The following is a 26,090-nucleotide window of genomic DNA, read 5'->3' as shown; positions in this document are numbered from 1 at the left end:
GTCGGGAATCCGTCCGGGCGTTCATCGCGGCGGAACGCCGGGAGCTGGCGGACCTCTTCGAGGGGCTGGGGGACGACCAGTGGAACGCGCCGACCCTGTGCGCGGGTTGGCGGGTCCGCGAGGTCGTCGCCCATATGTCGACCGGCTTCCGGCTCTCCCTGCCCGCCACGCTGGGCGAACTGATCAGGGCCCGCGGGAGTCTGCACCGGATGACCGACCGGGTCGCCCGCCGGGACGCGGCCGCCCACTCCGTCGGCGAACTCTGTGCCTTCCTCCGGGACAACGCGGACCACCGCTGGACGCCACCGGTCGGCGGCCACGTGGCGGCCCTCGGTCACGACGTGGTGCACGGCCTCGACGTCACCGTCCCCCTCGGCCTCGACCGGCGCGTTCCGGCGGACCGGCTGCGCGTCCTGCTCGACGCGACCGGGCCGAGCGGCCTGAGGTTCTTTGGCGTGGACCTCCGCGGCGTGCGGCTGTGCGCCGAGGACCTGGACTGGTCGTACGGTTCCGGGGCCGAGGTGCGCGGCTCGGCGCAGGACCTGCTGCTGGTCACCTTCGGCCGCAGGCTGCCTCCCGGGCGCCTCCACGGCGGGCCGAGCAGCCGCTTCACGGGCCGGTGACCGCCGTGTCGCTCCGACTCCTGCGCGCCGTCCCGCTGTTCGCCACCGGCCTCCTCGCCGGCGCCTTCGGCTACGGCGCCGCCAATCTCGTACCGACGTTCCGCACGGTGCCGATCGCCATGCGGCTCGACTTCCACACCGCCCTCATGGCGATGAACGGCATCACCATGCAGGGCACGATGGCGGTCTCGGCGGTGAGCTGCCTCGCCCTGGCCGTCGCGGAGCGCGGCCGGGCCCGGGTCCTCGCCGGGGCGGCCGGGCTCCTGGTGGTCGCGTCGTTCCTGATCACGCGCTTCGGGAACGTCCCGATCAACGCCCGTATCAAGCAGTGGGCCGCGACGGAGCCCCCGGAGGGGTACGCCCAGGTCCTGCGCCGCTGGGAGCTGTTCAACGACGCCCGCACCCTGACCGCGGCCGTGGCCTTCGTCCTCCTCGTCCTCCTCGCCCTCCCGGCGATGTCCGTCCGGGCGCCCGTCGCCCCGCCGGAGGCCCGTCCGGCCGTGCGGTGACCTCACCCGCCGGCCGCCGCCGAAGACGCACGGAGATCAGGCGGGCGGGGCCGGGGGCTCGGGGAGTCCGGCCGCGCGGTGGAGGGCCTCGCGGCAGGCGACCACGGCGGGGTGGCCGCTGCCGCCGCGGCGCGTGACGGTGAGGACGCGGCGGATGTGCCTGCCGCGCGGCAGGCGGCGCAGGGCGACCGTCTGCGGCTGCCCGCTCCAGACGAGATCGGGCAGGAAGGCGGCGGCGTGACCCTGCTCGACGAGGCGCCGGTGCAGCAGCAGGTCGGTGGTCTCGAAGCGGACGTCGGGCTCGAATCCGGCCGTACGGCACAGGGTCACGGCCCAGTGCCGCGCGGGCGTGCCCTCGGGTTCCATCACCCACGGGTGGTCCGCCAGCGAGCGCAGGGCCGCCGACGGGCCGTCGGGGCAGGCGGCGGCGCGTGACGGCGGGAGCGCGAGGCGCAGGGGGTCGTCGAGCAGGGCCTCCTGTTCGAGTTCGGGGCGCCGCGGGCCGGGGTGGTCGGGGTACTCCTCGGCGAGAACGAGGTCGAAGTCGCGTGCCTGCAGGGCGGGCAGCGTCCGCTCGGGCTCCCGCTGGGTGACGTGGACGCGCAGCTTCGGGTGCCGCTCGCGCAGGAGGTCGAGGGCGGCGGGGACCAGGGCCAGGGCGGCCGTCTGGAACGAGGCGACGCGCAGGGTGCCGGCCAGCTCGGTCAGCGACGCGGCGATGTCGGCCTCGGCCCGCTCCAGGCGTTCGAGGACGGCCTCCGTGTGGGCGACGAGGATCTCCGCCTGTTCGGTCAGGCGCACCCGCCGTCCGACCGGCTCCAGGAGCGCGACGCCCACCTCCGTCTCCAGCTGCGCGAGTTGTTGGGAGACCGAGGAGGGCGCGTACGAAAGCGCGGCGGCGACCGCCGCCAGGGTGCCGCGGTGCTTGAGCTCCCGCAGCAGGCGCAGTCGGTGCAGGTCGTACATGGTCCGGGAGCACTCCCTCGCTGCCCGCGGCCGGCGGGCGGGGGCGTAGGGGAAACGGTCGGTTCCGCCGATGAGTATAGGTCGGAAACATGTGCTGGACCGATGACTCGACCGTGCCCGAACCTGGACGCGCACCCCCGCCCGCCGCCCCTGACGGGCCCCTGATCACTGACCGTCGGCCCGTCACCACCGACGCTGCCGGGCCGCCGTTGCCCGCCGCCGGGCGGCGACGCCGTCCGTGCCCCACAAGAGGAAGGCCCGTCGCATGCCGACCCACCTCGCGACCGCCACCGGGGTCCTGGCCCTGCTGACCGTCACGCCCGGACCGGACATGGCGGTGGTGACGCGGCGCACCGTCGCGGCCGGGGCCCGTGACGCGCTGCGCACCGCGGGCGGGATCGCGACCGGACTTCTGGTCTGGGGTGCGCTGGCGGCGGCGGGCCTCGCGGCCGTGCTGGCCGCCTCCCCCACCGCGTACAGGATCGTGGAACTGCTCGGCGCCGGCTATCTGGTCCTCCTGGGCGCGCAGGCGCTGTGGCAGGCCCACCGGACCGCACCCCTCCCCGCCGCGGGCGCCGTCGCGGAGGCCGTCGCGGACGCTGCCGCGGACACTGTTGCGGACGCCACCCCGCCCGCCCCAGCCGGTCAGTCCGCCCCCGGGACCACGCCCGCCCCGTCCGCCCCGGCGCCCCCGTCCGCCCCCGCCCGGTCTGCCGCTCCCGGCAGTGCGTGGCGGACCGGGCTCGTCGCCAATCTCCTCAACCCGAAGATCGGCGTCTTCTACACCGGGCTGCTCCCGACCCTGGCCCCGCCCGGATTGCCCGCCGCCTGGGGTATGGGCCTCCTCGTCCTCCTCCACGTCGCCCTCACCGGCGCCTGGCTGGGAAGCTACGTCCTGCTGCTGGCCAAGGCCGGGCCGGCACTCCGGCGCCCCGGGGTGCAGCGCGGGCTCGGGCGGGTGACAGGGGTCGTGCTCATCGGCTTCGGACTGGCGGTGGCGACCGCGGCAGGGTGACCGCCCCTCACCCGGGGGACCGCCCCCCGAGGGACACTCGCTGGCCCGCTCACCGTCCGGCCGTTCACTCGATGCTGGTGTCGCCGAAGGCCTCCAGGATCTTCCGCAGACCGTCGGCGGTGTCCTTCACCGTCTCGCGGTCCACGTCGGCGAGCAGGCTCGCGTAGGCGGCCAGGTGGTCGGCGAAGGCGGCGCGGGTGACCTCGTGACCGTGCTCGGTCAGGCGGATCCTCACGGTCCGGCGGTCGTCGCTGTCGCGGACCCGTTCGACCAGGCCCTTCGCCTCCATCCTGTCGATGCGGTTGGTGATCGCGCCCGACGTCACCATGGACGCCTTCAGGAAGGCGCCGGCGGTGAGGGCGTAGGGCGGCCCGGAGCGCTGCAGGGTGGTGAGGACGTCGAACTCGCCGTGCTCCACGCCGTGGGCGGCCGCCGAGGCCTTGGCGGACTTGTCGATCACGCGGGCGAGGCGCTGGATCCGCCCGAAGAGTTCCACCGGCCAGAGCTCCTCCACCACGTCGGGGCGCTCCTTGGCCCACTGCCCGATGATCGCGTCCACGACATCACTCATCGCCGCACTCCTCTCTACCTTCATCTTCTCAACGTTGAGATACTTGACATTGAAGGACCAGCCCTGTTTTTATCTCAACGTTGAGATTATCAAGGCTGAACGACGGGAGCGCGCGATGTCCCTGCTCGACCGCACCGGATTCCCCCGCACCACCCCGGGCACGGCCCGCGCCGCCGTCCCCGCGCCGCGCCGGGTTCCCGCGCTGTGGCTGGCACTGCTGGCCACCCCGCTCGCCGCCGCCGCGAACGGCCCGGTCCTGATCCTCCCCGACATGGCCTCTTCGCTCGGCGTCCCCACCGCGACGGCCACCTGGCTGGTCACGGCCTTCGCCTGGGCCATGGGCGTCGGAACGCCCCTGATGGCGGGCCTGATGCGACGCCGTGGCCTCGCCGGGGTACTGCGGCCGAGTGCCGCCCTGATCGCGGTCGGCACCGTGGTCGTCGCCGTGGCCCCCTCGCTGCCGCCGGCCATGGCCGGGCGGGCCGCGCAGGCGGTCGGCGGCGCGGGCCTGGTGACCGCGGCGATGAGCCTGGCCGGCACGGTCCGCCGGATGGGCGTGATCACGGCGGGCTTCGGAACGCTCGGCGCGGTCGGCCCCCTGCTCGGCTCGGCGATCGCGGACGTGGCCTCCTGGCGCGTGAGCCTTGGCGTCGGCGCGGTCGCGCTCCTCGCCCTCCCGGCGGTCATGCGCCGCGCCGACCTCTCCGCCCCGCCGCAGGACACCCCCTTCGACGGGCGTGGCGCCACCCTGCTGGTCCTGACGGCGACGGCCCTGGTGCTCGTCCCGCGCTACCCGCTCCCGGCGGTGGCCGCCTCCCTGGTGACCGCCGCGCTCCTCGCCCTGCACGTCAGGGCCCGCCCCACCGGTTTCGTCCCCGCCGCCCTGCTGCGCACCCGGACGTTCCTCCTGTCCACCGCGCTCGCCTGCACCCTCGCGACCTCGTACTTCACCCTGCTCTTCACCGTTCCGCAGCTCCTGCGCGACCGCACCGACTGGTCGGCCTCCACCATCGGCACCGGCCAGATGACCGCCCTGCTCGTGGGCTCGGCGCTCTCCATGCTGCTCGCCGCCGGCGCGGGCCGGCTGGGCCGCCCGCGGATCCTCACGATCCTGCTCACGGTGGGAGCACTCGCCCCGCTCACCGCCCTCCTGACCCCCTGGCCGGCCCTGCTGCTGCCGGTCGCGACGCTGGCCGTCCTCGCGACGAGCGCGGGCCAGGCCACGCTGTCGGTCTACGCCACGCGGTCCGCTCCGCCCGCCCAGCGCGCGACGGCCATCGGTCTCTTCACCCTCGGCTACCAGCTCGGCGGCGCCTTCGGACCGGCCGTCGCGGCCCTGATCACCCTGGGCGCCTGAGCGCCGACCGTCCCTTTCGTACGAGCACCCCTGACCACCCCTGACCACGCCTGGCCATCACTGACCACGCACGCTCACCGCACGACGCACCCGGCACCACCCACCCCAGACCGCTCACCACACACCGCTCACCACAGACCGCTCAACACACACCGCGAAGGATCAGGATCATGAACAAGGAAGCCTCCCCCACCGTGTCCACCACCCCGTCCGCGCCCGCCGTCGTCCTGACCCGCCACTGCGAGGCCGAGACCTGTGCCGACCCCAGCAGCGTGATGACCCTCCTGGCCGACACCGACGGCTGCACGAGCTACCGCTCCACCTTCGCGAAGGGCGCGGTGGGCGCCCCGGCCCACTTCCACACCCGGGCGACCGAGCTGTTCTTCGTGATCAGCGGAGAGCTGCAGGTGCTGGTCGGCGAAGAGGTCACCGTCCTCAAGGCGGGCGACTTCCTCGCCGTGCCGCCCCACACCCCGCACGCCTTCGCCGCGGCCCCGGGCTGCGAGGCGGACGTCCTGTTCGTCTTCACCCCCGGTATGGGAAGGTTCGACTACCTGCGCCTGCTCGGCAGCGTGATGCGCGGCGAGACGGACCCGAAGGAGATCGCCGCGTCCTCGGAGCGGTTCGACAACCACTACGTCGACAGCCCCGTGTGGCGCGCCGCTCTGGAGCGCTCCGCCTGAGGACCGGCGCTTCGCCACGCGGGACACCAGGACCGTTCGCCGAGGGCTCCCCAAGCCCGACGACGCCCGTCAACCACCCGACGAGGGGGCAAAAAGAAAGGGCGCGGAGTGTTTCCCACTCCTCGCCACTCTTAACGTATAGCGCATGGGGGGCCTTGCGGCAAGGCCCCCCTGGTGGCGCACAATCGCTGGCCGAGGCCGTCTGCTGCGGAAAACGGAGATACACCCAGTGCCTGCACCCCTGTCACCTGCCCATCTGAACACCAGTGCGTTCGACCTGCCCGACCGTCTCTCCGCCAAGGCCGACCCGAAGCTGATCGCCGCCGACGAGCAGCACTTCACCGCCGTCGCGGAGAGCCTGGAGCAGACGATCGCCGAGCTGTCCGCACAGCTCGACGCCGCGCGCCTGGCCCCGGGCGGGGCCGGCCGGGAGGCCATGGAGCGGGACGCGGAGATCCACCGGCTGACGGCGCGGCTGCGGACCCTGCGCCGCTTCGGGCTCGACCTGTGTCTGGGGCGCATCGTGGGCGCGGACGACGGCGAGCCGGTGTACATCGGCCGGCTCGGGCTCACCGACAGCACCGGGCGGCGGCTGCTGCTCGACTGGCGCTCGCCGGCCGCCGAGCCCTTCTTCGCGGCGACGCACGCCGCGCCGATGGGGCTGGCGAGCCGCCGCAGGTACCGCTGGTCCGACGGCCGGGTCGGCGACTACTGGGACGAGGTGTTCGACGCGGACGGGCTCGAGGGGCACGCCGCGCTGGACGACCAGTCCGCGTTCATCGCCAGCCTGGGCGGCAACCGCTCGTCGAAGATGCGGGACGTGCTCTCCACCATCCAGGCCGACCAGGACGCCATCATCCGGGCGGGGTCCCGCGGCGCGCTCGTCGTGGACGGCGGCCCTGGTACGGGCAAGACCGTGGTGGCCCTGCACCGCACGGCCCACCTGCTGTACTCCGACCCACGGCTCGGGCACCGGCGCGGCGGCGTGCTGTTCGTCGGTCCGCACCAGCCGTACCTGAACTACGTCGCCGACGTGCTGCCGAGCCTCGGCGAGGAGGGGGTGCGGACCTGCACCGTGCGCGACCTGGTCCCCCAGGGGGCCGGGGTGGGGCCGGAGGCCGATCCGGCGGTGGCCCGGCTGAAGGCGACCGCGGAGATGGTGCGGTCGATCGAAGCGGCGGTCCGCTTCTACGAGGAGCCGCCGACCGAGGCGCTGACCGTCTCGACCCAGTGGTCCGACGTCCGGCTGAGCGCCGACGACTGGGCCGAGGCCTTCGAGGCCGCGGAGGGGACCCCGCACAACGAGGCCCGCGAGCTGATCTGGGAGGAGCTGGTCACCTTCCTGATGGACCGCCAGGTCGAGGAGGTCCCCGAGGACCTGTTCCGGCGTGCGTTGCGGCACGACAAGGAGCTCGTCGACACCCTCGACCGCGCGTGGCCGATGCTCGAACCGACCGACCTCGTCGGCGACCTGTGGTCCGTGCCCGCGTACCTGCGGCTGTGCGCACCCTGGCTCGGGGCGGACGAGGTCCGGCGGCTGCAGCGGGCGGACGCCCAGGCGTGGACGGTGTCCGACCTGCCGCTCCTGGACGCGGCGCGGCAGCGGCTCGGCGACCCGAAGGCGTCGCTGCGCAAGCGCCGCCAGGAGGCGGCCCTCGCCGCCCAGCGGGAGCGCATGGCGCGGGTGGTCGACAACCTGATCGCGGCCGATCACGACGGCGAGGGCCTCATGACGCAGCTGCGCCGTGCGGACTTCCAGCGCAACCTGGTCGACGAGTCCGAGCTGCCCGAGGCCGAGCACGACGCGCTGGCCGGACCCTTCGCGCACATCGTCGTCGACGAGGCGCAGGAACTGACCGACGCGGAGTGGCAGATGCTGCTGCTGCGCTGCCCGTCGCGGAGCTTCACGATCGTCGGCGACCGGGCGCAAGCCAGGCACGGGTTCACCGAGTCGTGGCGGGAGCGCCTGGAGCGGGTCGGCCTGGACCGGGTCGAGATGACGTCCCTGAGCATCAACTACCGCACCCCGGAAGAGGTGATGGCGGAGGCCGAGCCGGCGATCCGGGCCGCGCTGCCGGACGCCAACGTGCCGACCTCCGTGCGGGCCTCGGGACTTCCGGTCGTGCACGGTTCCGTCGCGGACCGGGACGCGATCCTGGAGAGCTGGCTCGCGGAGAACGCCGAGGGGGTGGCCTGCGTCATCGGCGACCCCACCTTCGAGGACGGATACGCGGAGACCTTCGGCGCGGGCGCCGGAGAGACCTCGCGGGTCCGGTCGCTGACGCCGGAGCTGTCGAAGGGACTCGAGTTCGACCTCGTCGTCCTCGTCCACCCGGAGCGGTTCGGTACGGGCGTCGTCGGGGCCGTCGACCGCTACGTGGCGATGACCCGGGCGACCCGCCGGCTCGTCGTCCTCACCTAGGGAGCGGCCGTACCGGTCACCCCGGCGGCGCTTCGTGGCCCGGGGCGACCAGGCCCGACTCGTAGGCGAGGACCACGAGTTGGGCGCGATCTCGGGCGTCCAGCTTGGTCATGGCACGGTTGACATGCGTCTTCGCGGTCATGGGGCTGATCACCATGCGGCCGGCGATCTCGTCGTTCGACAGGCCGCGCGCGACGAGGGTGACGGCCTCGCGTTCGCGGTTGGTCAGCCCGGCGAGGGCCGTCCGCGTGGCGCCCGGGACGGCGGGCGGCCCGGAGACGTAGCGGTGGATGAGCCGGCGGGTGATCGACGGGGCGAGCAGGGCGTCACCGCGGGCCGCGACGCGGACGGCGTGCAGGAAGTCGTCGGGGACGACGTCCTTCACCAGGAACCCGGCGGCGCCGGCGCGCAGCGCGTGGAACACGTACTCGTCCAGGCCGTAGTTGGTGAGGATGACGACGTGCACTCCGGCGAGCGCGGGGTCCGCGGCGATGCGCCGGGTCGTCTCGATGCCGTCGACGTGCGGCATCCGGATGTCGACGAGCGCGACATCGGGCAGGTGCCGTCGCGCGAGGGCGAGCGCGTGCAGCCCGTCGGCGGCCTCGGCCACGACCTCGATGTCGTCCTCCAGGTCGAGGAGGGCGCGGAAACCGCTGCGGATCAGGGGCTGGTCGTCGACCAGGAGGACACGGATCACGGCGTCTGCTCCACGGGCAGTTCGGCATGGACGGAGAAGCCGCCGGTCGCGCGCGGGGCGGCGCGCAGGCTGCCGCCGAGCGCGGTGACACGTTCCCGCATGCCGAGCAGGCCCACGCCGGGCGTCGGTGCGCTGTGCGGAGCGGCCCGGCCGTCGTCGTCGACCCGGACCGCGACGGCGTCGGGACGACAGTCGATCCGGACGGAGGCCGTGGCGGCGTCGGCGTGGCGGGCGATGTTGGTGAGGGACTCCTGCACGATCCGGTAGACGGTGCGGTCGACCGCGGCCGGGACGTCGTGCTCTCCCCCCTCGATCGTCAGACTCGCGTCCAGGCCCATGTCCCGCGCTCTCGCCACGAGTTCGGGCACGTCGTCGAGGCCGCGCGGCGGTGCCGTGCCGTCGTCGCGCAGCGCCTCCAGGGTGGCCCGCAGCTCGCGGCTCGCCTCGCGGCCGGCCGTCTGGATCGCGAGCAGCGCCTCCGGCACCTGCTCGCCGCGGCGGCGCGCCACGTGCACGGCGACCTCCGCCTGCACCTTGATGACGGAGATCTGGTGGGTGAGGGAGTCGTGCAGTTCGCGCGCGATGTGCAGCCGCTCCTCGTCGGCGCGGCGCCGCGCGGTCTCCTCCCTGGTGCGCTCGGCCTCGTCCGCCCGTCGCTCGGCCTGCCGCAGCGCCTCTCCCGCGGCGGCGGCCGCGATCAGCCAGGCCAGTTCGAGCGCTCCCCGGGCGCGGGCGAAGGCCTCGCCCGTGTCGTACGGTCCCGAGGCCAGCGCGGCGAGCGGGAGCACGGCCAGCAGGCCGAGGCTGGCCGCCGCCGTGGCGATGCGGTGGCCCGCCCGTACGGCCGCGTACACCCCGAACAGATAGGCCACCGCAGGCACGTCGAAGCCGCAGGCCTGGTGGCCGAGGGCGCACAGCCCGGTGACCGCCAGGACCGGGACGGGGGCGCGGCGGCGGGCGGCCAGCGCGAGGCCGCCGGTCGCCAGGAGCGCGTAGCCGAGCAGCTCGCGACCCGTGACGGGGCCGTCGCCGGACGCCCGGGACACGCCCGTGATCAGGAGGGCCGCGGCCACTCCGACGGCGATCGCCCCGTCCATGACGAGGGTCCGGACCCCCGACTCACCCGTACGCATGCGCGCACCCTAACCGGGCGCCGCCGCCGGACGAGTCCCTCCCGGGGACGAGCCGCCCGCTACCGCGGGCGCGGTAGTCGGGCCGCTCCTGCCGCGGACGCGGCAGGGCGGGTGTCCACGTCCGCCGGACGCCGGAGGGCGGGTGCGGCGGGGATGCTCGAACGGCACGCGGTCGCCGCTTCCCCGGCCCGTGGCGATGCCTGTTCCGATGCCGTGACAGGGCGCGCCGCGCCCTCAGAAGAAGGAGTACACCCATGGAACTTCCGTACGCCGTCGGTGCCTACGACCTCTCGGCCGGGCGGTTGGCCGCCGTCGTCGCCGCGCTCCTCGCGCTCGCCGGTCTCGTCGCGGCCTCCATGGCACTGGCCCGGGTAGCCGGGCGGCTGCGCGGCGGGAACGCACGGACCGGAGCGCTGGCCGCCCTGGTCGCGAGTCCGGTCGGGGCGGCACTCGGCACGGTGGTCGTGGTCACCGCCGACGGAGGCCTCGGCACCGGCAACGGCCTCGGCGGAGGTGTCGTGGCCGCGCTGCTCGGGCTCGTCGGTACGGGTCTGGCCCTGCGGGCGCTGGCCCGCGTGCCGCGGCCGGACGGGGCGGCCCGGCCGGCCGGATCGGCCCGTTCCGGTCGGGCCGGGTGAGGACGGAACGGGCCGACGGCGTCCGGCGGGAAGGCCACCGGACGCCGTCGGGGTACCGCGGGGATGTCAGCCGGTGGTCCGGCGGGCCGGAAGCCGGCGCTCGAAGGCGGCGAAGGCGGCCTCCTGGCGCCACTCCGCCGTCGCCTTGGGGCTGGCGTCGAGGAGACGGCGGCAGGCCGGCCCGGGGACGGCCGTGCCGGGCCGCTCGCCGCGGCACGGGCCGCCGAGGCGGTAGCCGTCGCGGGTCGGGTTGCCCTGCCACAGGCTCGTACCCGGTAGGAAGGCGTACTCCAGGGAGGCCCGGGCCAGGTCCTTCAGGTCGCGGTAGCCGAGGCCGTAGGTCTTGCTGGCGTACTGGTACTCGTGGGTGATGTCGATCCGCGAGACGCCGGGGTCGTCGGTGGCGAGGACGACCGGGACGCCGAAGGCGCGGTAGGTCTCGAAGGGGTGGTCGGCGCCCTTGACGCCGAGGATCTGCGCGTTGCTCGTGAACGGCACCTCGACGGCGATCTCGCGAGCGCCCATCGTGGCGGCGGTCCGCCGCCAGGCGTCCTCGTGGCGCAGGTCGACCCCGTGGCCGATGCGCTCGGCGCCCGCGACGTCCACGGCCTCGGCGATGTGGAAGGCGAGGTCCTCGGGCTTGACCAGGCCGGGCCACAGCTCGCCGGCGTGCAGGGTGACGTGGGCCCGGGGGTAGACGCCGCGCAGGTACTCCAGCATGCGCATCTGGAGACGGTAGTTGGCGAGGGAGCTGTCCCAGTCCTCGGGCTGGACGAGGTTGACCGCGACGAAGCGGGGGTCGCGCTCGGCCAGGCGCATGCCCAGCGCCATCTGGGTGAAGACCCGCTCGTGGGAACTGCCGCGGGACACCTGGGAGATCCAGCGCACGGCGAGGTCGCAGCCGGGGCGGGCCTGCGGGGTGCCGCAGCGGGACTCGGTGCGGAACTCGGCGTCGCCGGCGTCGGCCTCCTTGACTGCCGCGTCGACGACCGCGTCGAGCTTGCCGCCCGAGACAAGCTTGCCGTGCAGACGCGCGAGGTCGGCGTCCCAGCCGACCTCGGCGGCGAGCTTCTTCGCCTCCTCCGAGGCCGGGGAGACCATGGTCTCCAGGTAGAACTGGTTCTGCGCGGCCACGCTGTCGGCGAACTCGGCCAGGAGCTTGCCGCGGTGGCGCCACGTCACCTCGCCGAACTTGCCGAAGGTGTCGAAGAAGTGGTCGTGTCCGTCGCCGTCCGGCGGGAAGTCCTCCATGGACCACTCGCGGACGATCGTGTCGTGGAAGGCGCTGTCGGTGCGGGCGTCGGCCGCGGGGCGGGTACCCGGACCGCAGGGCGGCACGACGGCCGTCGTCGTGGCGGTGTCGATGCAGAGCCCGTCCTCGGCGGCCAGCTCGATCAGGTACTCGGTGCTGACCGCGCCGGAGAGGTGGTTGTGCAGCTCTCCGCCCTTCGGCAGGGCGCGGAAGAAGGCGCGGAGCGCCGCCGGGTCGTCGCGGAGCGCGGCGAGGCGGGCCGAGGCCAGGACCTCGCCCGGCGTGAGGGGCGGCCGGTGCGCGGCGGCGGGCCCGGCCGGCGCGGGCGGCGCGGCGGGGGCGGCCGACGGTGCGGCGACGGCCGCGGTCGGGAGCAGGCAGAGGGCGGCCAGCACGGCGACCCCGGTCGCGGCGGGGCGCAGGCGCGCGGCCCGCTTCGTGCCCTGGGCGCGCGAAGTGCGCGCGGCGGACTCCTGGTTGGCTTGGAAAGAGATCACCTGCGCATGATCGCCACCGGAACAGACCGCGCGCGCTGTTTCGGGCCTGTTCGATGCCCACTCCACCCGCACGGGGGAATCTCCGCGCGCCGCCGCTGCGCGAAGGGGCCAGCCCTCCCTGCCCCGGCGGCCCGGGGCGGTGCCTGGACGGGGCACGGCGGGTCACGACGCTGGAGGCGGACTTCGAGAGGCCCGGGGCGGGCCCGGACGGAGCGGGCGGTTCACGACACTGCAGGCGGACTTCGAGAGGCCCGGGGGTGCGGGTGACCGAACGGGTGGTCCTCGCGGGCGCGTCGGCGAAGCAGGGCGAGTTCCTCGCCCAGGCCGCCCCGCGCGGCTCAGGGTGGAGCTGCTCTCGGCCGACGGGGACTCGTCGACCCGGCTGCTCATCCTCAAGGACCAGCCGGGCCGGCAGACCTTCGACCTGCGGGGCTCGCACGTGACGCGGGTCCGGATCACGCCGGAGACCTCGTACGGCGCGGAGCGCGGGCGCCATCTCGCGGTGGGGGAGGTCGAGTTCTTCGGCCGGCGCGACTGACCGTGCCGGCACCGCCAGGAGTCACGCGGACGCCGACGCCCACACGGTCCCGCGGGCCTCGTACTCGAGCATGGCCTCCAGGTCGGTCGCGGCCCGGGAGCCCAGCTCGCGGCGGACGAGCCAGAGGGCGAGCTCCAGGCCCGAGGTGACGCCGGCGGCCGTGACCAGGTCGCCGTCGTCGACCACTCGGGCGCCCTGCACCAGGCCGCTCTGCCCTTCCAGGTCGGGCTTCGCCTTGTGGTGCGTGGTGCAGGGGCGGCCGCGGGTGAGGCCGGCGGCGGAGAGCAGCATGACGCCGGTGCAGAGCGCGGCGACGGTGAGCCCCGGGCGGGGCGCGGCGGCGAGGGCGCGGGGCAGCGTGCCGCGGTCGATCTCGGCCCACACGCCCGGGCTGTCGCGCCGGGCGTAGCCGCCCCCGGGCACGACGAGCAGATCCGCCTCCTCGGGCGCCCAGGGGCGCACGCCCCGGACGCCCGTGCCGTAGGCGCCGGTCACCGTGCGGGCGCCGGTGGCGGACACGTACCGGACCTCGACGGGGCGGGGCGTGAAGAACCCGGCCGCGGAGAACACCTCGTACGGCGCCGCGAAGTCGAGTTCCTCCACCCCGTCGAAGAGCACGATGTGGACGCGGAGGGGTCGCGTCGGGCGCGCGGGGGGCGGCGCGTCGGCACGCGCGGCGGACGCGGCCCCGGCGAGGGCGCCGGTGGTGCCGAGGGCGGTGGAGGCACGGAGGTTCACGAGGGGCTCCTGTTCCGGGTGGGACGTGCGTGACCGAACGTCGTCACGGACAGGCAGTCGGCCGGGAGCACCGACCGGTTCCCGGCCCGGGACCGTCGCCCCCGCCTCCGGCCGTAGGTCGGCCGTAGGTCCGGTCCTCGGTCCTTCGCCCGTTCCGGCGCCGCGGCGCCGCGCCTAACGTCGCCGTCATGAGCATCGACGCGACAGGCACGGACCCCACGGGCGCCCTCGACGAGGCCCTTCAGCGGCTGCACGCCTCCGGGCCGGAGCGGCTCGGGCGGCTGACCAATCACGCTCCGATGGCCGTGGAGGCGCTCGCCTCGCACGGGCAGGCACATGCGGTGCACCGCTGGCTCGACCGGTACGCGCCGAAGCTGGAGGAGTTCCCGGCCGGGCTCGCGCAGGTCACCGGCGCGAACTGGCGGGAGGCGCTCGGCGAACCGCGACGGGCGGCCGACTGGATCGCGTACTTCGGCCGCGAGCTCGCCGAGCGCCCCTGGCGCGACGTCCTCGCGACGTGGTGGCCGCGGCTGCTGCCCGGGATGTACGGCGGGTCGACGCACCCGGTGATCCGGGTGGGGCACGCGGTGCGCACCCTGCTCGCCGGTGAGGTGACCGGGCCGCGGCTGACCGAGCTCGCGCACGGCCTCGGCTACTGGGCCGCCCGCCACCGCCCGGTCGCGGACCCGGTCCCGCTGCCCGGTGCGGACGCCGCGGCCGCCGCCCTCGACGCGGTGCCGCCCGTCGCCGACCAGGAGGGCTCCTTCCCCGACCGGCTCGCACGGGTGTCCCGGCTGCCGGTCTGGGCGGCGGGGGTCACCGACCCGGACACGGCCCGCGAGCGGCTCGCCGAGCTCGTCCGCGCGGCCACCCACCGTTACGCCACCCACGGCCACGGCGAGGAGACCATGCTGGTCCACGCCGCCACGGCGCCCAACGCCGTCCGGCGCGTCCTGCCCGCCCTCCCCCGCGTCCTGTGGGTGCCCAGCCTGCGGGCCGCCTGGACCGCCTCCGCCGCCGTCACCGCCATGTACGCGCCCGCCGAGCCGGTCGTGCCGTCGTCGCCGGGCGCCGTCACCCCCGAGGAGGTCTTCGAGCGTGCCCTCGCCCACGGCGACGAGCACGTCGTCAAGCTGACCGACACCGCCCTCGACTTCCCCGACGACCTCTCCGTGGCCGCCGCGCTCCGCGCGATCGAGCTCAGCGAGCCGCTGCGCTAGGTCCTGTCGTCAAACTCCCGGCTCGCCCGGAGGGCGGCCCCGCGGCGTCAGGTGCGTGCTCTCGGTGTGCCGGGCGCGAGGCCTCGTACTGGACGTACGCGAGGCTTGTGCCCGGTGCGGCGAGAGCGCGTACATGGCGTCGCGGGGCAGACGGGAGTTCGTCGTCAGGGCCTATGGGGTCCGGTCGATCCGGCCCGATCGCCGGGGCACCCCCTGGCGGTGTCCGGCTCGGCTCCCCCCTTCGGACGCGCATAGGCGGCCCGGATCGGGGCACTCGCCACCACGGAGGTGGGGACATGATCGCCGCGCAGTTCGATCGGGAACAGCAGGAGTCCCCGGGCGGGGGGCGCGGGCCGTGCACGTATCGGACGGCGGCGGGCACGGCGTGGGTCGTGCGGGAGTCGTCACCGGCGCCCGGGACCGTGCTGCTGTCGGCCACCGGGGAATTCGACGTCGCCACGGCGGGCTGTCTGCGCCGCGCGCTCGCCGACGCCCGGCACGAGGGGAACCGGCGGACCGTCCTCGACGTCTCCCAGGTCGGTTTCGGGGACTCCTCGTTCCTGCACGAGCTGGTGACCGCGCACTTCGCCGGCCCCGGGCTGGTCCTGGCCGGTCCGGTACCCCGACAACTGCGTCAGCTGTTCGGGATGACCGGGATGCTGCGACTCTTCACCATCGTCAAGGATCGCGCGGACCTGGGCATCGCCTGATCATGGTGCTAGCCGGTGGGGTACGGAAGGAGGGCGCCCTCATGGGAGCTGCGGAGACGGCAGAGGATTTCGTGGGACGGCTCGATGTCGACATCGTGCCCGGGCAGCGGCCGGGGACCGTGGTCCTGGCGGTGGCGGGCGAGCTGGACCACGACACGGCCGCACCGCTCAAGGAGGCCCTGGAGGCGCAGGACGACGGCGGACGGGTCGTGGTCGACTGCTCGGGGCTGCGGTTCTGCGACTCGACGGGGCTCAACGTGCTCCTGAGGGCGCGGCTGCGGATGCTGGACGGCGGTGGTCGGCTGGATCTGGCCGGGCTGCGGCCCCCGGTGGACCGGATGTTCGAGATCACCGGGGCGCGGACGGTGTTCCAGGTGTACGAGGACGCCGCCGCCGCGCTCGCGGACGGGGACGGCCCGGCGGCGGAGGGACCATGATGCGTGGCGATGCCGAGGCCGGCCGCAATTCCCCGGAGGGCCTCGCCGAGCCCCGGGCCCGGGCTCAGGAAGGGCCCCCGGTCCAGGTCAGGCGACTGGTGCTGCACCGGCCGGACGGCGCTGTGACGCGGTGTCGCGACTTCACGGTGGCGGCCCTCGCCGACTGGGGCTGGACTCCCGCGGTGACGCCGGAGGACCAGGAGCGGGCGGACGACGTGCTGCTGCTGGTCTCCGAGGTCGTCACCAACGCGTGTCTGCACGCCGACGGGCCCGAGGAACTGGTGCTGCGTCACTCCGACGGGCTCCTCCGGGTCGAGGTGTCCGACGCGAACCCCGTGCACCCGCGGGCCCGCACTCCGCGTTCCCCCGCCCTGCCCGGGGGGCACGGACTGATGGTGCTCGACCGGCTGGCAGGCGCCTGGGGCACGGCCGCGAAGGCCGACGGCGGACCGGGCAAGGTGGTGTGGCTGGAGGTCGGCCGGCCCTCGCGCCCGCCGTGGGTGCGGCCGGGCGGCGAGTGATCGGCGCCGGCTCCCGTTTACGCCCGCCCCGGACGGAAAGTCGCCCTGTATGACCACAGGAGAGCAGACACCGGTCACCGACCGCTCCCTGCGGTACGAACTGGCGGAGGGACCCGGAGTCGTGGCGCGGTGCCGCGCGCTGACGCGACAGGCGCTGCGCGCCTGGTTCGGGCCCGCGGGAGCTCCCGAGCGGGAGCCGGCGGCCGACGCCCTGCTGCTCGTCTCGGAGGTCGTCACCAACGCCCGTACGCACGGCGGCGGCCCGTACGAACTGCGGCTCGACGGCACCGACCGGGCGCTGTGGGTGCAGGTCAGCGACGCCAGCGCGGAGCGGCCTCGTCCGCGGGGCCCGCACCGCGCCGCGCGCTGCTCGGGGCACGGGCTCTACCTGCTGCAGCGGCTGGCGGCACGCTGGGGCTCGATCCCGCGGGGAGACACGGGCAAGACGGTGTGGTTCCAGGTGGTGGTGCTCCCGGAGGCTCCCCGCCACCGTCCGGCCTAGAGTGGATGGGCGGGGCGTCCGACCCCGCCCGCGAGGTCCTTCATGGCACAGCGCAGACCAGCACCCGGAGGCGGCCCGGACACGGCGGACGGCGAGGACGCGCTGCGGCGCCTGCTCGCCGGGCTCACCGCCGTCCGGGACGGCGATCTGTCCGTACGCCTCTCCGAGGGGTCCGACGGCGTCCTGGGCGAGATCGCGACCGTCTACAACGACATGGTCGACCGCCTGTCCCTGCTCACCTCCGAGGTCACCCGCGTCGCCGGCGAGGTCGGCGGGCAGGGGCTGCTCGGCGGTCGGGTGCGCGAGCCGCGGGCCCGCGGGGTGTGGCGGGAGCTCACCACCGGCGTGAACACGATGGCCGACAACCTCACCTCGCAGGTGCGGTCGATCGCGCAGGTCGCGACGGCCGTGGCCCGCGGCGACCTCACGCAGAAGATCCGGGTGGACGCGCGCGGGGAGATCCTGGAGCTGAAGGAGACCATCAACACCATGGTCGACCGGCTCTCCTCGTTCGCGGAGGAGGTGACCCGGGTGGCCCGCGAGGTCGGCACCGAGGGCAAGCTCGGCGGCCAGGCCACGGTGGGCGGGGTGTCCGGCACCTGGAAGGACCTCACCGACAACGTCAACTCGATGGCCGACAACCTGACCAACCAGGTCCGCAACATCGCCCAGGTCACCACCGCCGTCGCCCAAGGCGATCTCACCAGCCGGATCGACGTGGCGGCGCGGGGCGAGATCCTGCAGCTCAAGACCACCATCAACACGATGGTCGACCAGCTGTCGTCGTTCGCGGCCGAGGTGACCCGGGTGGCCCGCGAGGTCGGGACCGAGGGCAAGCTCGGCGGCCAGGCGGAGGTCGAGGGCGTCTCGGGCACCTGGATGCGGCTCACCGAGAACGTCAACGAGCTGGCCGGGAACCTGACCCGCCAGGTGCGGGCGATCGCCGAGGTGACGAGCGCGGTCGCGGAGGGCGACCTCACCCGCTCCATCACCGTCGACGCCCCGGGCGAGGTCGGCGACCTGCGCGACAACATCAACGCGATGGTCGAGTCGCTGCGGGCCACCACCCGGGCGAACGAGGAGCAGGACTGGCTGCAGACCAACCTGGCCCGCATCACCGCGCTGCTCCAGGGCACCCGCAGACTGCCGCAGATCGCCGAGCTGATCATGGAGGAGGTACCGCCCACGGTCTCCGCCCAGTACGGGGCGTTCTTCCTCGTCGAGGAGGACGAGGAAGGTCCCTTCCTGGTCCTGGCCGCGTCGTACGGACTGCCCGACGCCGGTGACCGGCCGCTCCGCTTCCGCCTGGGCGAGGGACTCGTGGGACAGTCGGCACGCGACCGGCGCACGCTGGTCGTCGACCCGCTGCCGGAGGGGTACGCGACCGTCTCGTCGGGAATCGGCACGGGCACCCCCGCCGCGCTGGTCGTGCTGCCGATCGTGGTCGAGGACCAGGTGCTCGGCGCCGTCGAGCTCGCCTCGCTCCGCTCCTTCGGCGCGCTCCAACGCGACTTCCTCGACCGCTTCGTCACCAGCGCCGGCGCCGTGCTCAGCTCCCTGGTGGCCAATCTGCGCACCGACGAACTGCTGGCCCAGTCCCGGAACCTCGCCGACGAACTGCGCACCCGCACACTGGAGTTGCAGGCCCGACAGCGCGAACTCCAGCTGTCCAACGCCGAACTGCAGGAGCAGGCGGCGCTGCTCGCCGAACGCAACAAGGACATCGAGTCCAAGAACCGGGTCATCGAGCAGGCCCGGCAGGAGCTGGAGGCCCGGGCCCAGCAGCTGTCCCGGACCTCGATGTACAAGTCCGAGTTCCTCGCCAACATGAGCCACGAGCTACGCACCCCGCTGAACAGCCTGCTCATCCTGGCCCGGCTGCTCTCCCAGAACTCCGAGGGCAATCTGACGGAGAAGCAGGTCGACTACGCGGAGGTCATCCACTCGGCGGGGTCCGACCTGCTGCAGCTGATCAACGACATCCTCGACCTGTCCAAGGTGGAGGCGGGCAAGATGGAGGTGCGGCGCGAGCCGTTCGCCCTCTCGCAACTCCTGGAGTACCTGGAGGCGACCTTCGGCCCGGTCGCCGACGAGCAGGGACTCGACTTCACCGTGACCGTCGCCCCGGACGTTCCGGTCCATCTGACGACCGACGAGGGGCGACTGCGCCAGGTGCTGCGCAACCTCCTGTCCAACGCGCTGAAGTTCACCGACGAGGGCGGCGTCTCGCTGACCATCGAGCACACACCGCCCGACGAGATCCCCGCCGCTCTGCGCGACCGGCGGCCGGTGCTGGCCTTCCGGGTCGCGGACACGGGGGTGGGCATCCCGGGCGACCGCCTCCGGCACATCTTCGACGCGTTCCAGCAGGGCGACGGGACGACGGCGCGCGAGTACGGCGGAACCGGCCTCGGCCTGTCCATCAGCCGGGAGGTGGCCGCCCTGCTCGGCGGCACGATCGAGGTCGAGAGCACGCCGGGCGAGGGCAGCCGCTTCACGTTCCACATCCCGGAGCAGCCGGCGGCACGTGCGCCCGGGACGGCCGGCGCGCCGGAGGACCGGACCGCTCCGGAGGGCGCCGCGACCGCCCTCGACACCCTGCGCACCGAGCCGCCGGCGGTGGCCGACAGCCCGGCCCCCGAGAAGACCGGCACCACCGTCCTCGTCGTCGACGACGACGTCCGCAACGTCTTCGCGCTCACCGAGGTGCTGGAGGCGAACGGACTGCGGGTCCTGACGGCGGACGGCGGCCGCCGGGCGGTCGAACTGCTCGCGGGGAACGCGGACGTCCGGCTGGTCCTGATGGACGTGATGATGGCGGGCATGGACGGCTACCAGGCCATCGAGGAGATCCGGCGGCTGCCGGGCCGGAGCGAACTGCCGATCGTCGTCGTCACGGCGAAGGCGATGCCGGACGACCGGGTGCACGCACTGGAGGCGGGCGCCGACGACTACCTCGCGAAACCGGTGGACGAGGCGGAGCTGATGGCCAAGATCAGGCACCAGCTGCGGGGTTGACCTCCGGCAACCGGCCCTCGCCGGGCCGCCTCACCCGTACGGCGACCAGACTCGTGTCGTCGTCCGTGTCGCCGAGCGCGGTGCCGAGGAGGCCGTCCACGAGCAGTTCCGGGCTCTCCTGGCCGGCGATCCGCTCGGCCGTCGTGACCAGCCGGGCGAGACCGGGCCCGAGGCCTTCGTGGCGCCGCTCGACCAGGCCGTCCGTGTAGAGCAACAGGGTGTCCCCGGGGCGCAGTTCGGTCCGGCGCTCCGCATACGTGTAGGACGGCACGGCCCCGAGCAGGATGTCCTGCGGCGGCTCGAGCAGCCGAGCGCGGCCGTCCCGGATCAGCAGCAGCGGCAGGTGGCCCGCGCTCGACCAGACGAGGGAGTGGTCCCCGGGGTCGTACAGCGCGCACACGGCGGTGGCGGTGGACCCACCACCGGTCCGGAGGGTGACGTCGTTGAGCCAGCCCATCAGCTCCCCGGGCGGGCGGCCGGTGAAGGCCAGGGCGCGCTGGGCGTTGCGCAGGGCGACCATGCCGGTGACGCTGTCGATGCCGTGTCCGGCGATGTCGCCGACGGCCACCAGGACCTTGCCGCCGGGCAGCGGAAGCACGTCGTACCAGTCGCCGCCCACCTGGTACTCCTCGGCGGCGGGCCGGTAGCGGGCGGCGACGCTGAGGTCACCGGGCAGCTCGCGCAGCGCCGTCACCTCGGGCACGATCGCGCGCTGGAGCTGGAGCGCGAGCTGGTGGCGCAGCTCGGCCTGGCTGCGGACGGCGTTGAGGTGGTCGAAGGTCGCGGTGAGGGCGACCTCGGTACGACGGGTCGCCGAGACGTCCTGGTAGACCCCGACGAGGCCGGTGACCGTGTCCCCTTCGAGCAGCGGCTCGGCGGCCACCCGCACATGGCGTACGGAGTTGTCGGGCAAGAGGGTGCGCAGCACGGCCTGCCCGCCCGAGTGCCCCTCGGTGAGCGTCCTGAGCAGCTCGGTCAGGACCTCGCCGTCCTCCGGATGGACCCGGCCGCGCAGGGCGAGCAGCGGCAGCGGCGCCTCGTCCCGGGTCATCCCGAAGATCGCGTAGGCCTGCTCCGACCACACCGTGTCGCCGCCGGTGAGGCTGTCCTGGAAGGTGGCGACGCTCTGGAGCCGCGCGACGGCCCGGCCGGCGGCGATGCCGGGATCGCCGACGGCGTGCCACAGGACCAGCGTCCGGTCCGCCCCCGCCGACAGGACGCGTACGTCGAGGAGCGGGCCGAGCGGCGCTCCCGGTACCCGCCCGGTCGTCGGGAGCCGGGCGGCGTGCTGCGGATGGCGGGTGAGGCGGGCCCGCAGCACCAGCCGGGCGAGTTCGTCGTGGACGTGCGGGAACGCCCGCGGCAGGGAGCGGTCGTCGGCCGGGAGGGGGCCGCCGAGGGCCGCGGCTGCGGCCTCGTTGGCGTGTTCCAGGACCGGGGCCCCGGTGTGGCCGCCGGTCCGCAGGAGGACGGCCGGTGTCACGAGCGCGTCGAGGACGTCCGCCAGGACGGGGGCGCCGGGCTCGTCGGCGTCGGGCCGGTCCAGGATCGCCACCGCCACGTCCATGAGCCCGGCGACGGCCCGGCGCAGCGGCGGCTCGAAGTCCAGCGGGCCCGGCCAGCCCACGAGCGCCACGCCGACCACCGTGCCACGCCGCCGCAGCGGCAGCACGGCCCGGGCCGCACCGGGCCCGGCGCCCGGCAGCCCGGCGTCCCCGTCCAGCCACACGGGGGCGTTGCCGTCGAGGGCGGCGCGGAGGGCCGCCGGAGCCGCGGGCGGGATCGACCGCCAGGCAGCGGCCTCCACGGCGCCCACCCCGGCGTGGCCGGCGAGCCGCAGACTCCCGGCGTCGGCGCACCGCCACAGCCACAGGCTGTCCGCGCCGAGCGGCGCCAGTCCCCCCTCCAGCAGCGTCCTGGCCGCCTCGCCGACCCCGGGCGCGACCTCGGCCGCGGCCGCGGTACGGCGCAGGCGCCGGGCCGGCAGGGGTGAGGGCGCGTCCGGGGCGGGCAGCACGTCCCCGGGGCCGGCGACCGCGTTCACGACGTCCGCCGCGAGATCCTCCGCCGTCAGTCCGGTGGCCGCCGCGAGGGCCGTCAGATGCTCCCCCGCGTCGGCGGTGGACAGGCCCAGCTGGGCCGCGAGCACGCCGGTCGCGAGGTCCAGCAGATGCCGTCGGGCGAGTTCTGCGCGCAGCCGCCGGTTCTCGGCCACGAGCCCCGCGAACCCGTTCTCCGCCGAGCCGTCGGACATCCCCGGGGGGCTTCCCTCGGGGCCTTCGGAACCGGCCAAGACGACCTCCGGAGCGGGCGCTCGTACTCTTCGGAGTCTACGTCCGGACGGGGCCGGGCACCCGCGCCGACGCCCACGGGCCCCGGTCGGGGCGGGGGCTCGGCGCGGCGCCCGTGGGGGCGGCGTGCGTGCGGCGTACAGGCGCGTATGCGTGCGGGCGGGCGGGGAGCTTGGGCCCGGCGGGTGGCTGACGTCCCGTGGACCCGCCCTCCCACGAACGCCGTCCGGTGGCCCTTGGCCCACCGGACGACGGCCCGGACGGCCCGGACGGCCCGGACGGAGGGGGCGAACGCGAGCGCACGGAGGCGGCGGGGTCATGGGCTGGTGACGCGGGCTTCGAGGCGGTGGAGGGCTCGGATCAGTTCGGTTCGCGTGCCGAAGGGGACGAGGGCCGGGCGCCCCGGGACGCGGACGCCGCCGGTGAGGCGACGCGGGTTCCGTCGGGGACGGCGACGGCGGCCATGCCGATGATCAGGAAGCGGCTCTGGGGCCAGCACCAGCGGGGCCTGAGCACACCGTGGAAGTGGGCGCGCAGCCCATAGCGGCTCCGGGCGAGCGCCTCCGGCGGAAACGTTCCATGTGTTTCCGCGTCACAGAAGCGAACCGTATGGCCCGTACCCCTGCTTGGAGCGAACCCGTAAGGGCCGTGCCGCCGGACCGGCGGCCCGTGGCCCGGACTTGGCCGAAACACGCCTTTCCCGCCGGGAACCCGCCGCGCTCCACGGCACTCATGATCGGTGAACGACCCAGTCGAGGAAGAAGCCGAGGAAACCTGTGCTCCGTTCGCCGCACCGACGCCGCCTGGCCGTGGGCGCCACTCTGATCGCCGCACTCGCCGGGGCTCTCGCCCCGGCCGCCGGCGCGTCCGCCGCGCCCGTCCCCGTCAGCCCGTCCACGACGGCCCCCACCCCCGCGGCCACCGTCGCGCCCGACATGGAGGGCGTGGCCGCCGCACTCGACGCCGCCATGGCGAACGGCGCCCCGGGGGCCATGGCCCGGTTCGCCGGTCCCGACGGGGTCACGTACCGGACCGCCGGCGTCCGTGACCGCGCGTCGGGCGCGTCGATGGACATCCACGCGCGCTTCCGGATCGGCAGCGTCAGCAAGACGTTCTCCACGGTGGTGCTGCTCCAGTTGGTGCAGGAGGGCCGGCTCGAGCTCGACGCGCCGGTGAACCGCTACCTTCCCGGCCTGCTGCCCGACGATCGCATCACGGTCCGTCACCTCCTCACCCACCGCAGCGGGTTGGCCGACTACACCGACGCCATGTTCGAGAAGACGGTGCCGGGCTTCGAGTCCGTGCGGAACCGGGTCTTCACCTACCGGGAACTCGTCGACCTGTCCCTGGCGCTGCCCCGTACCACCGAGCCCGGCGTCTCGTACAAGTACTCCAACGCCAACTTCGTCGTGGTCGGCATGCTGATCGAGAAGCTGACCGGCCGGCCGGTGGCGGACTCGTACAAGAACCGCATCTTCAAGCCGCTGAAGCTGAGCGGCACGTCGTACGTGCACCCCGACACGCGCATCAAGGGCCTGCACGTACGCGGCTACCTGCACCCGGACGAGGCCGGCGCGCCGCTCGTGGACTCCACCGAGCAGACGGTGTCGTGGGCGCAGTCGGCGGGCGCGGTCATCTCCACCCCGGCGGACCTGAACACCTTCATGAGCGCGCTGCTGCGCGGCCGGCTGCTCTCCCCGGCGATGCTGGACGCCATGACGACGGTGACGCCGACGGACGCCACGAACACCCGGTTCTACGGGCTCGGGCTGCGCCGGTACGACCTGTCGTGCGGCACGCAGATCTTCGGCCACACCGGCACCGTGCAGGGCTTCTACACGTACGCCTTCACGACCCGGGACGGCAGGCGCAGCCTGTCGGCGGTCGCCAACACCTCGAACCACGGTGCGGCGAACACGGCGCTCGGCGGGACGCTGGAGGCCGCGTTCTGCGGCAAGAAGCCGGCCCCGGCCGCGAAGTCCCCGGCGGCCCGTTCCCTCACGGCTCCGGGCGCGACCGACCGCCCGGCCGAGCGGGACCTGCCCGAGCGGCACTGACGCGTCGCACCCCGGGTCCTCGCCGGTGCCCCCGGCCGGGACCCGGGGTAGCGGGACGCACCCCGTGTAGCGGCACGGACGCCGGGTAGCGGCACGGCTCCCCGAACAGCAGCACGGCTCCCGGAACAGCGGCACGGCTCCCGGGACAGCGGCACGGCGACGGCCGCACCCCGTGGGGTGCGGCCGTCGCCGTGCCACCGGTAATCGACGGCCTCAGGCGGCGTTCGGGCCCACGTCCGCCGGCGTGAGCGGCCGGCGGACCGGGGCCGCGGTGGAGTACTCGTCCGCGCCGACGTCACGGGCGCCCGTGCGCACGTGCCCGTCGAGGTCCTCGGTGACGGCCGGAGAGGTCAGCGTCGCCGTGTCGATCGCGGGGCTGCCCGCCGTCAGCCGCTGCACCCCGTCGGTGTCCGGACGGAGCTTCGGGTCGATCCGGCGGTAGCCGGCGTTCGGGAGGGTGCCGTCGGCGGCGGCGCCCCACAGGATGTTGCCCTGCCAGAGGAAGCCGGTGCCCTGCAGGAGGTCGACCAGGGTTCCACTCGCGGCGACCAGGATGTTGTCGGCGACGACCACGTCGCTCGGCGCGTACGTACGGCTCTCTCCCGAGAGCGTCCGGGCGTTGCCGACGAAGGTGTTGTGGGCGATGACCGCACGGTCGCAGGCGTCGTTGCCGCGCCGCTCGTCGGTCGTCTCGCCGGTGTGGTGGTCGCGGGTGGTGCCGCTGCCGACGACGAGGGCGCGGCCGGTCAGGGCGCCGAAGTAGTTGTTCACGACGAGGTGGTCGTTGCCGTAGAGGCGGACGCCCTCACCGCCGCCGAGCAGGTGGTTGCCCGCGACGGTGGTCCGGTTGCCGTGGCGCAGCACGATGCCGCCGCGGCTGTCGCGGACGGTGTTGTAGCGGACGGTGTTGTCGGAGGACTTCACCGAGACCGTCTCGGGGTCGCCGTCGCACCGCTCGAACAGGTTGTACTCGACCACGGCGTTCGCGCTGGAGAGGGCGCGGGCGCTGACCCCGAGTCGAATCGGTTCGCCGCCGTTCTCGCCTCCGTAGCCGTGGTCGGAGAAGTGGTTGCGGAGGACGGTGAGCCGCTGGGCCATCGCGGTCGCTCCGGGGCCGTCGACGACCAGGAAGATGCCCTGCGTGGTCTTGTCGTGGAAGTGGTTCCGGTCGATCTTGGCGTCGTCGCCGCGCACGAGCACCCAGTCGAGTCCCGTGACGTCGGCGAACCGGAGGTCGTTACGGGTCAGCCGGATGCGCGGGCAGCTCGCCGGGATCTCCAGGGTGGTGCTCTGCCGCAGGGCGAAGCCGCTGATGACGATGTTGCTGGAGTCCGCGAACACGAAGCTGCGCGCGCCCTGGAGGACCACCCCGCCGCGCGACTCGGCGACGATGGTGATGGGCGCGCTGGTGGTGCCGTTGCGGCCGGAGACGGCGATGCCGGCGGAGGGCACGGTGTATGTGCCGTCGGCGAGGACGATCCGGTCGCCGGGCACGGCCCGGTCGATCGCCTTCTGGAGCTCGGCGAGGGAGCCGACGGTCACGGTGGCCGCCTCGGCGGCGGCGATGCGCGCGGATTTCGCCGAGGCGAGGGCCGGGACGGCGGCGATGGCCGTGCCGAGCAGGGTGCCGGTGAGGAAGGTACGTCGTCGCATGGTGCCCCCGAGGCGGTCAGGCGGATGGGTGGGGGCCCAGGC

General features: G+C 74.5%; 23 protein-coding genes. 15 read left to right on the top strand and 8 right to left on the bottom strand.

Annotated elements, in window-relative coordinates; genetic code table 11:
- Window positions 1–23: 23 nt before the first annotated feature.
- Together ACIRQF_RS33250 and ACIRQF_RS33245 are read left to right on the top strand one after the other, a co-directional pair.
- Window positions 24–623, top strand: coding sequence for a maleylpyruvate isomerase family mycothiol-dependent enzyme (locus tag ACIRQF_RS33250; protein ID WP_404098289.1), 600 nt, complete (start codon window positions 24–26; stop codon window positions 621–623).
- 5 nt (window positions 624–628) lie between these two features.
- Window positions 629–1,132: an anthrone oxygenase family protein gene (locus tag ACIRQF_RS33245; RefSeq protein ID WP_404098064.1), complete on the top strand. Its 504-nt coding sequence runs from the start codon at window positions 629–631 to the stop codon at window positions 1,130–1,132.
- A 36-nt stretch (window positions 1,133–1,168) separates the two neighbouring features.
- Here ACIRQF_RS33245 and ACIRQF_RS33240 read toward each other — a convergent pair whose 3' ends face one another.
- Window positions 1,169–2,098 (bottom strand): LysR family transcriptional regulator, encoded by a 930-nt coding sequence (locus ACIRQF_RS33240; RefSeq protein WP_404098062.1) that lies wholly within the window; start codon window positions 2,096–2,098, stop codon window positions 1,169–1,171.
- A gap of 265 nt (window positions 2,099–2,363) precedes the next feature.
- On the opposite strand from ACIRQF_RS33240, the gene ACIRQF_RS33235 reads away from it, so the two are divergent.
- Window positions 2,364–3,113, top strand: coding sequence for a LysE family translocator (locus ACIRQF_RS33235; RefSeq protein ID WP_404098060.1), 750 nt, complete (start codon window positions 2,364–2,366; stop codon window positions 3,111–3,113).
- Window positions 3,114–3,177: 64 nt separating this feature from the next.
- Here the strand turns inward: ACIRQF_RS33235 and ACIRQF_RS33230 are convergent, their stop codons facing one another.
- Window positions 3,178–3,684: a MarR family winged helix-turn-helix transcriptional regulator gene (locus tag ACIRQF_RS33230; protein WP_376633632.1), complete on the bottom strand. Its 507-nt coding sequence runs from the start codon at window positions 3,682–3,684 to the stop codon at window positions 3,178–3,180.
- Window positions 3,685–3,799: 115 nt separating this feature from the next.
- On the opposite strand from ACIRQF_RS33230, the gene ACIRQF_RS33225 reads away from it, so the two are divergent.
- The 3 genes from ACIRQF_RS33225 (at window position 3,800) to helR (ending at window position 8,146) form a co-directional block, all read left to right on the top strand.
- Window positions 3,800–5,041 carry an MFS transporter gene (locus ACIRQF_RS33225; protein WP_404098057.1) on the top strand — a complete coding sequence of 414 codons (1,242 nt, stop codon included), beginning with the start codon at window positions 3,800–3,802 and terminating at the stop codon, window positions 5,039–5,041.
- A gap of 170 nt (window positions 5,042–5,211) precedes the next feature.
- Window positions 5,212–5,724, top strand: coding sequence for a cupin domain-containing protein (locus ACIRQF_RS33220; RefSeq protein ID WP_382480845.1), 513 nt, complete (start codon window positions 5,212–5,214; stop codon window positions 5,722–5,724).
- Window positions 5,725–5,953: 229 nt separating this feature from the next.
- Window positions 5,954–8,146, top strand: a complete 2,193-nt coding sequence (helR, locus tag ACIRQF_RS33215) for an RNA polymerase recycling motor ATPase HelR (protein WP_404098054.1) — start codon at window positions 5,954–5,956, stop codon at window positions 8,144–8,146.
- 16 nt (window positions 8,147–8,162) lie between these two features.
- Here the strand turns inward: helR and ACIRQF_RS33210 are convergent, their stop codons facing one another.
- Both ACIRQF_RS33210 and ACIRQF_RS33205 read right to left on the bottom strand, forming a co-directional pair.
- Window positions 8,163–8,843, bottom strand: coding sequence for a response regulator (locus ACIRQF_RS33210; protein WP_404098052.1), 681 nt, complete (start codon window positions 8,841–8,843; stop codon window positions 8,163–8,165).
- A complete protein-coding gene (locus ACIRQF_RS33205; protein WP_404098049.1) occupies window positions 8,840–9,976 on the bottom strand; it encodes a sensor histidine kinase in 1,137 nt (378 codons plus the stop codon). The genes ACIRQF_RS33210 and ACIRQF_RS33205 overlap by 4 nt, the downstream gene beginning before the upstream one ends.
- Window positions 9,977–10,230: 254 nt before the next feature.
- On the opposite strand from ACIRQF_RS33205, the gene ACIRQF_RS33200 reads away from it, so the two are divergent.
- Window positions 10,231–10,614 (top strand): DUF6223 family protein, encoded by a 384-nt coding sequence (locus ACIRQF_RS33200; protein WP_382480837.1) that lies wholly within the window; start codon window positions 10,231–10,233, stop codon window positions 10,612–10,614.
- A gap of 66 nt (window positions 10,615–10,680) precedes the next feature.
- On the opposite strand, the gene ACIRQF_RS33195 is transcribed toward ACIRQF_RS33200, so the two are convergent.
- Window positions 10,681–12,288: an adenosine deaminase gene (locus ACIRQF_RS33195; RefSeq protein WP_404098286.1), complete on the bottom strand. Its 1,608-nt coding sequence runs from the start codon at window positions 12,286–12,288 to the stop codon at window positions 10,681–10,683.
- A 418-nt stretch (window positions 12,289–12,706) separates the two neighbouring features.
- Between ACIRQF_RS33195 and ACIRQF_RS33190 the strand changes: the two genes are divergently transcribed.
- Window positions 12,707–12,901 carry a hypothetical protein gene (locus ACIRQF_RS33190; protein ID WP_404098046.1) on the top strand — a complete coding sequence of 65 codons (195 nt, stop codon included), beginning with the start codon at window positions 12,707–12,709 and terminating at the stop codon, window positions 12,899–12,901.
- A gap of 21 nt (window positions 12,902–12,922) precedes the next feature.
- Here the strand turns inward: ACIRQF_RS33190 and ACIRQF_RS33185 are convergent, their stop codons facing one another.
- A complete protein-coding gene (locus tag ACIRQF_RS33185; protein WP_404098043.1) occupies window positions 12,923–13,639 on the bottom strand; it encodes a DJ-1/PfpI family protein in 717 nt (238 codons plus the stop codon).
- A gap of 188 nt (window positions 13,640–13,827) precedes the next feature.
- On the opposite strand from ACIRQF_RS33185, the gene ACIRQF_RS33180 reads away from it, so the two are divergent.
- The 6 genes from ACIRQF_RS33180 (at window position 13,828) to ACIRQF_RS33155 (ending at window position 20,047) form a co-directional block, all read left to right on the top strand.
- A complete protein-coding gene (locus ACIRQF_RS33180; protein ID WP_404098040.1) occupies window positions 13,828–14,859 on the top strand; it encodes a questin oxidase family protein in 1,032 nt (343 codons plus the stop codon).
- A gap of 296 nt (window positions 14,860–15,155) precedes the next feature.
- Window positions 15,156–15,569, top strand: a complete 414-nt coding sequence (locus ACIRQF_RS33175) for an STAS domain-containing protein (protein ID WP_404098037.1) — start codon at window positions 15,156–15,158, stop codon at window positions 15,567–15,569.
- Window positions 15,570–15,610: 41 nt separating this feature from the next.
- Window positions 15,611–16,006: an STAS domain-containing protein gene (locus ACIRQF_RS33170; RefSeq protein WP_376633650.1), complete on the top strand. Its 396-nt coding sequence runs from the start codon at window positions 15,611–15,613 to the stop codon at window positions 16,004–16,006.
- Complete coding sequence (locus tag ACIRQF_RS33165; RefSeq protein WP_382480827.1) at window positions 16,003–16,527, top strand: ATP-binding protein; 525 nt, start codon at window positions 16,003–16,005, stop codon at window positions 16,525–16,527. Before ACIRQF_RS33170 ends, ACIRQF_RS33165 begins: the two co-directional genes overlap by 4 nt.
- A gap of 49 nt (window positions 16,528–16,576) precedes the next feature.
- A complete protein-coding gene (locus ACIRQF_RS33160; RefSeq protein ID WP_404098033.1) occupies window positions 16,577–17,029 on the top strand; it encodes an ATP-binding protein in 453 nt (150 codons plus the stop codon).
- Between the two features lie 42 nt (window positions 17,030–17,071).
- Window positions 17,072–20,047 (top strand): HAMP domain-containing protein, encoded by a 2,976-nt coding sequence (locus tag ACIRQF_RS33155; protein WP_404098031.1) that lies wholly within the window; start codon window positions 17,072–17,074, stop codon window positions 20,045–20,047.
- On the opposite strand, the gene ACIRQF_RS33150 is transcribed toward ACIRQF_RS33155, so the two are convergent.
- Window positions 20,025–22,301, bottom strand: a complete 2,277-nt coding sequence (locus tag ACIRQF_RS33150) for a PP2C family protein-serine/threonine phosphatase (protein WP_404098028.1) — start codon at window positions 22,299–22,301, stop codon at window positions 20,025–20,027. The two genes, ACIRQF_RS33155 and ACIRQF_RS33150, sit on opposite strands and share 23 nt — an antisense overlap.
- Before the next feature lie 813 nt (window positions 22,302–23,114).
- Between ACIRQF_RS33150 and ACIRQF_RS33145 the strand changes: the two genes are divergently transcribed.
- A complete protein-coding gene (locus ACIRQF_RS33145; protein ID WP_404098025.1) occupies window positions 23,115–24,395 on the top strand; it encodes a serine hydrolase domain-containing protein in 1,281 nt (426 codons plus the stop codon).
- A gap of 213 nt (window positions 24,396–24,608) precedes the next feature.
- Here the strand turns inward: ACIRQF_RS33145 and ACIRQF_RS33140 are convergent, their stop codons facing one another.
- Window positions 24,609–26,048, bottom strand: coding sequence for a chondroitinase-B domain-containing protein (locus ACIRQF_RS33140; protein ID WP_404098023.1), 1,440 nt, complete (start codon window positions 26,046–26,048; stop codon window positions 24,609–24,611).
- Window positions 26,049–26,090: the final 42 nt, after the last annotated feature.

Origin of the sequence: Streptomyces sp. NPDC101191, from assembly GCF_044767915.1 — a bacterium.
Classification (GTDB): Bacteria; Actinomycetota; Actinomycetes; order Streptomycetales; family Streptomycetaceae; genus Streptomyces.
Note: the sequence above shows the minus strand (reverse complement) of the source record. Positions and strands in the feature narration are given on the sequence as shown.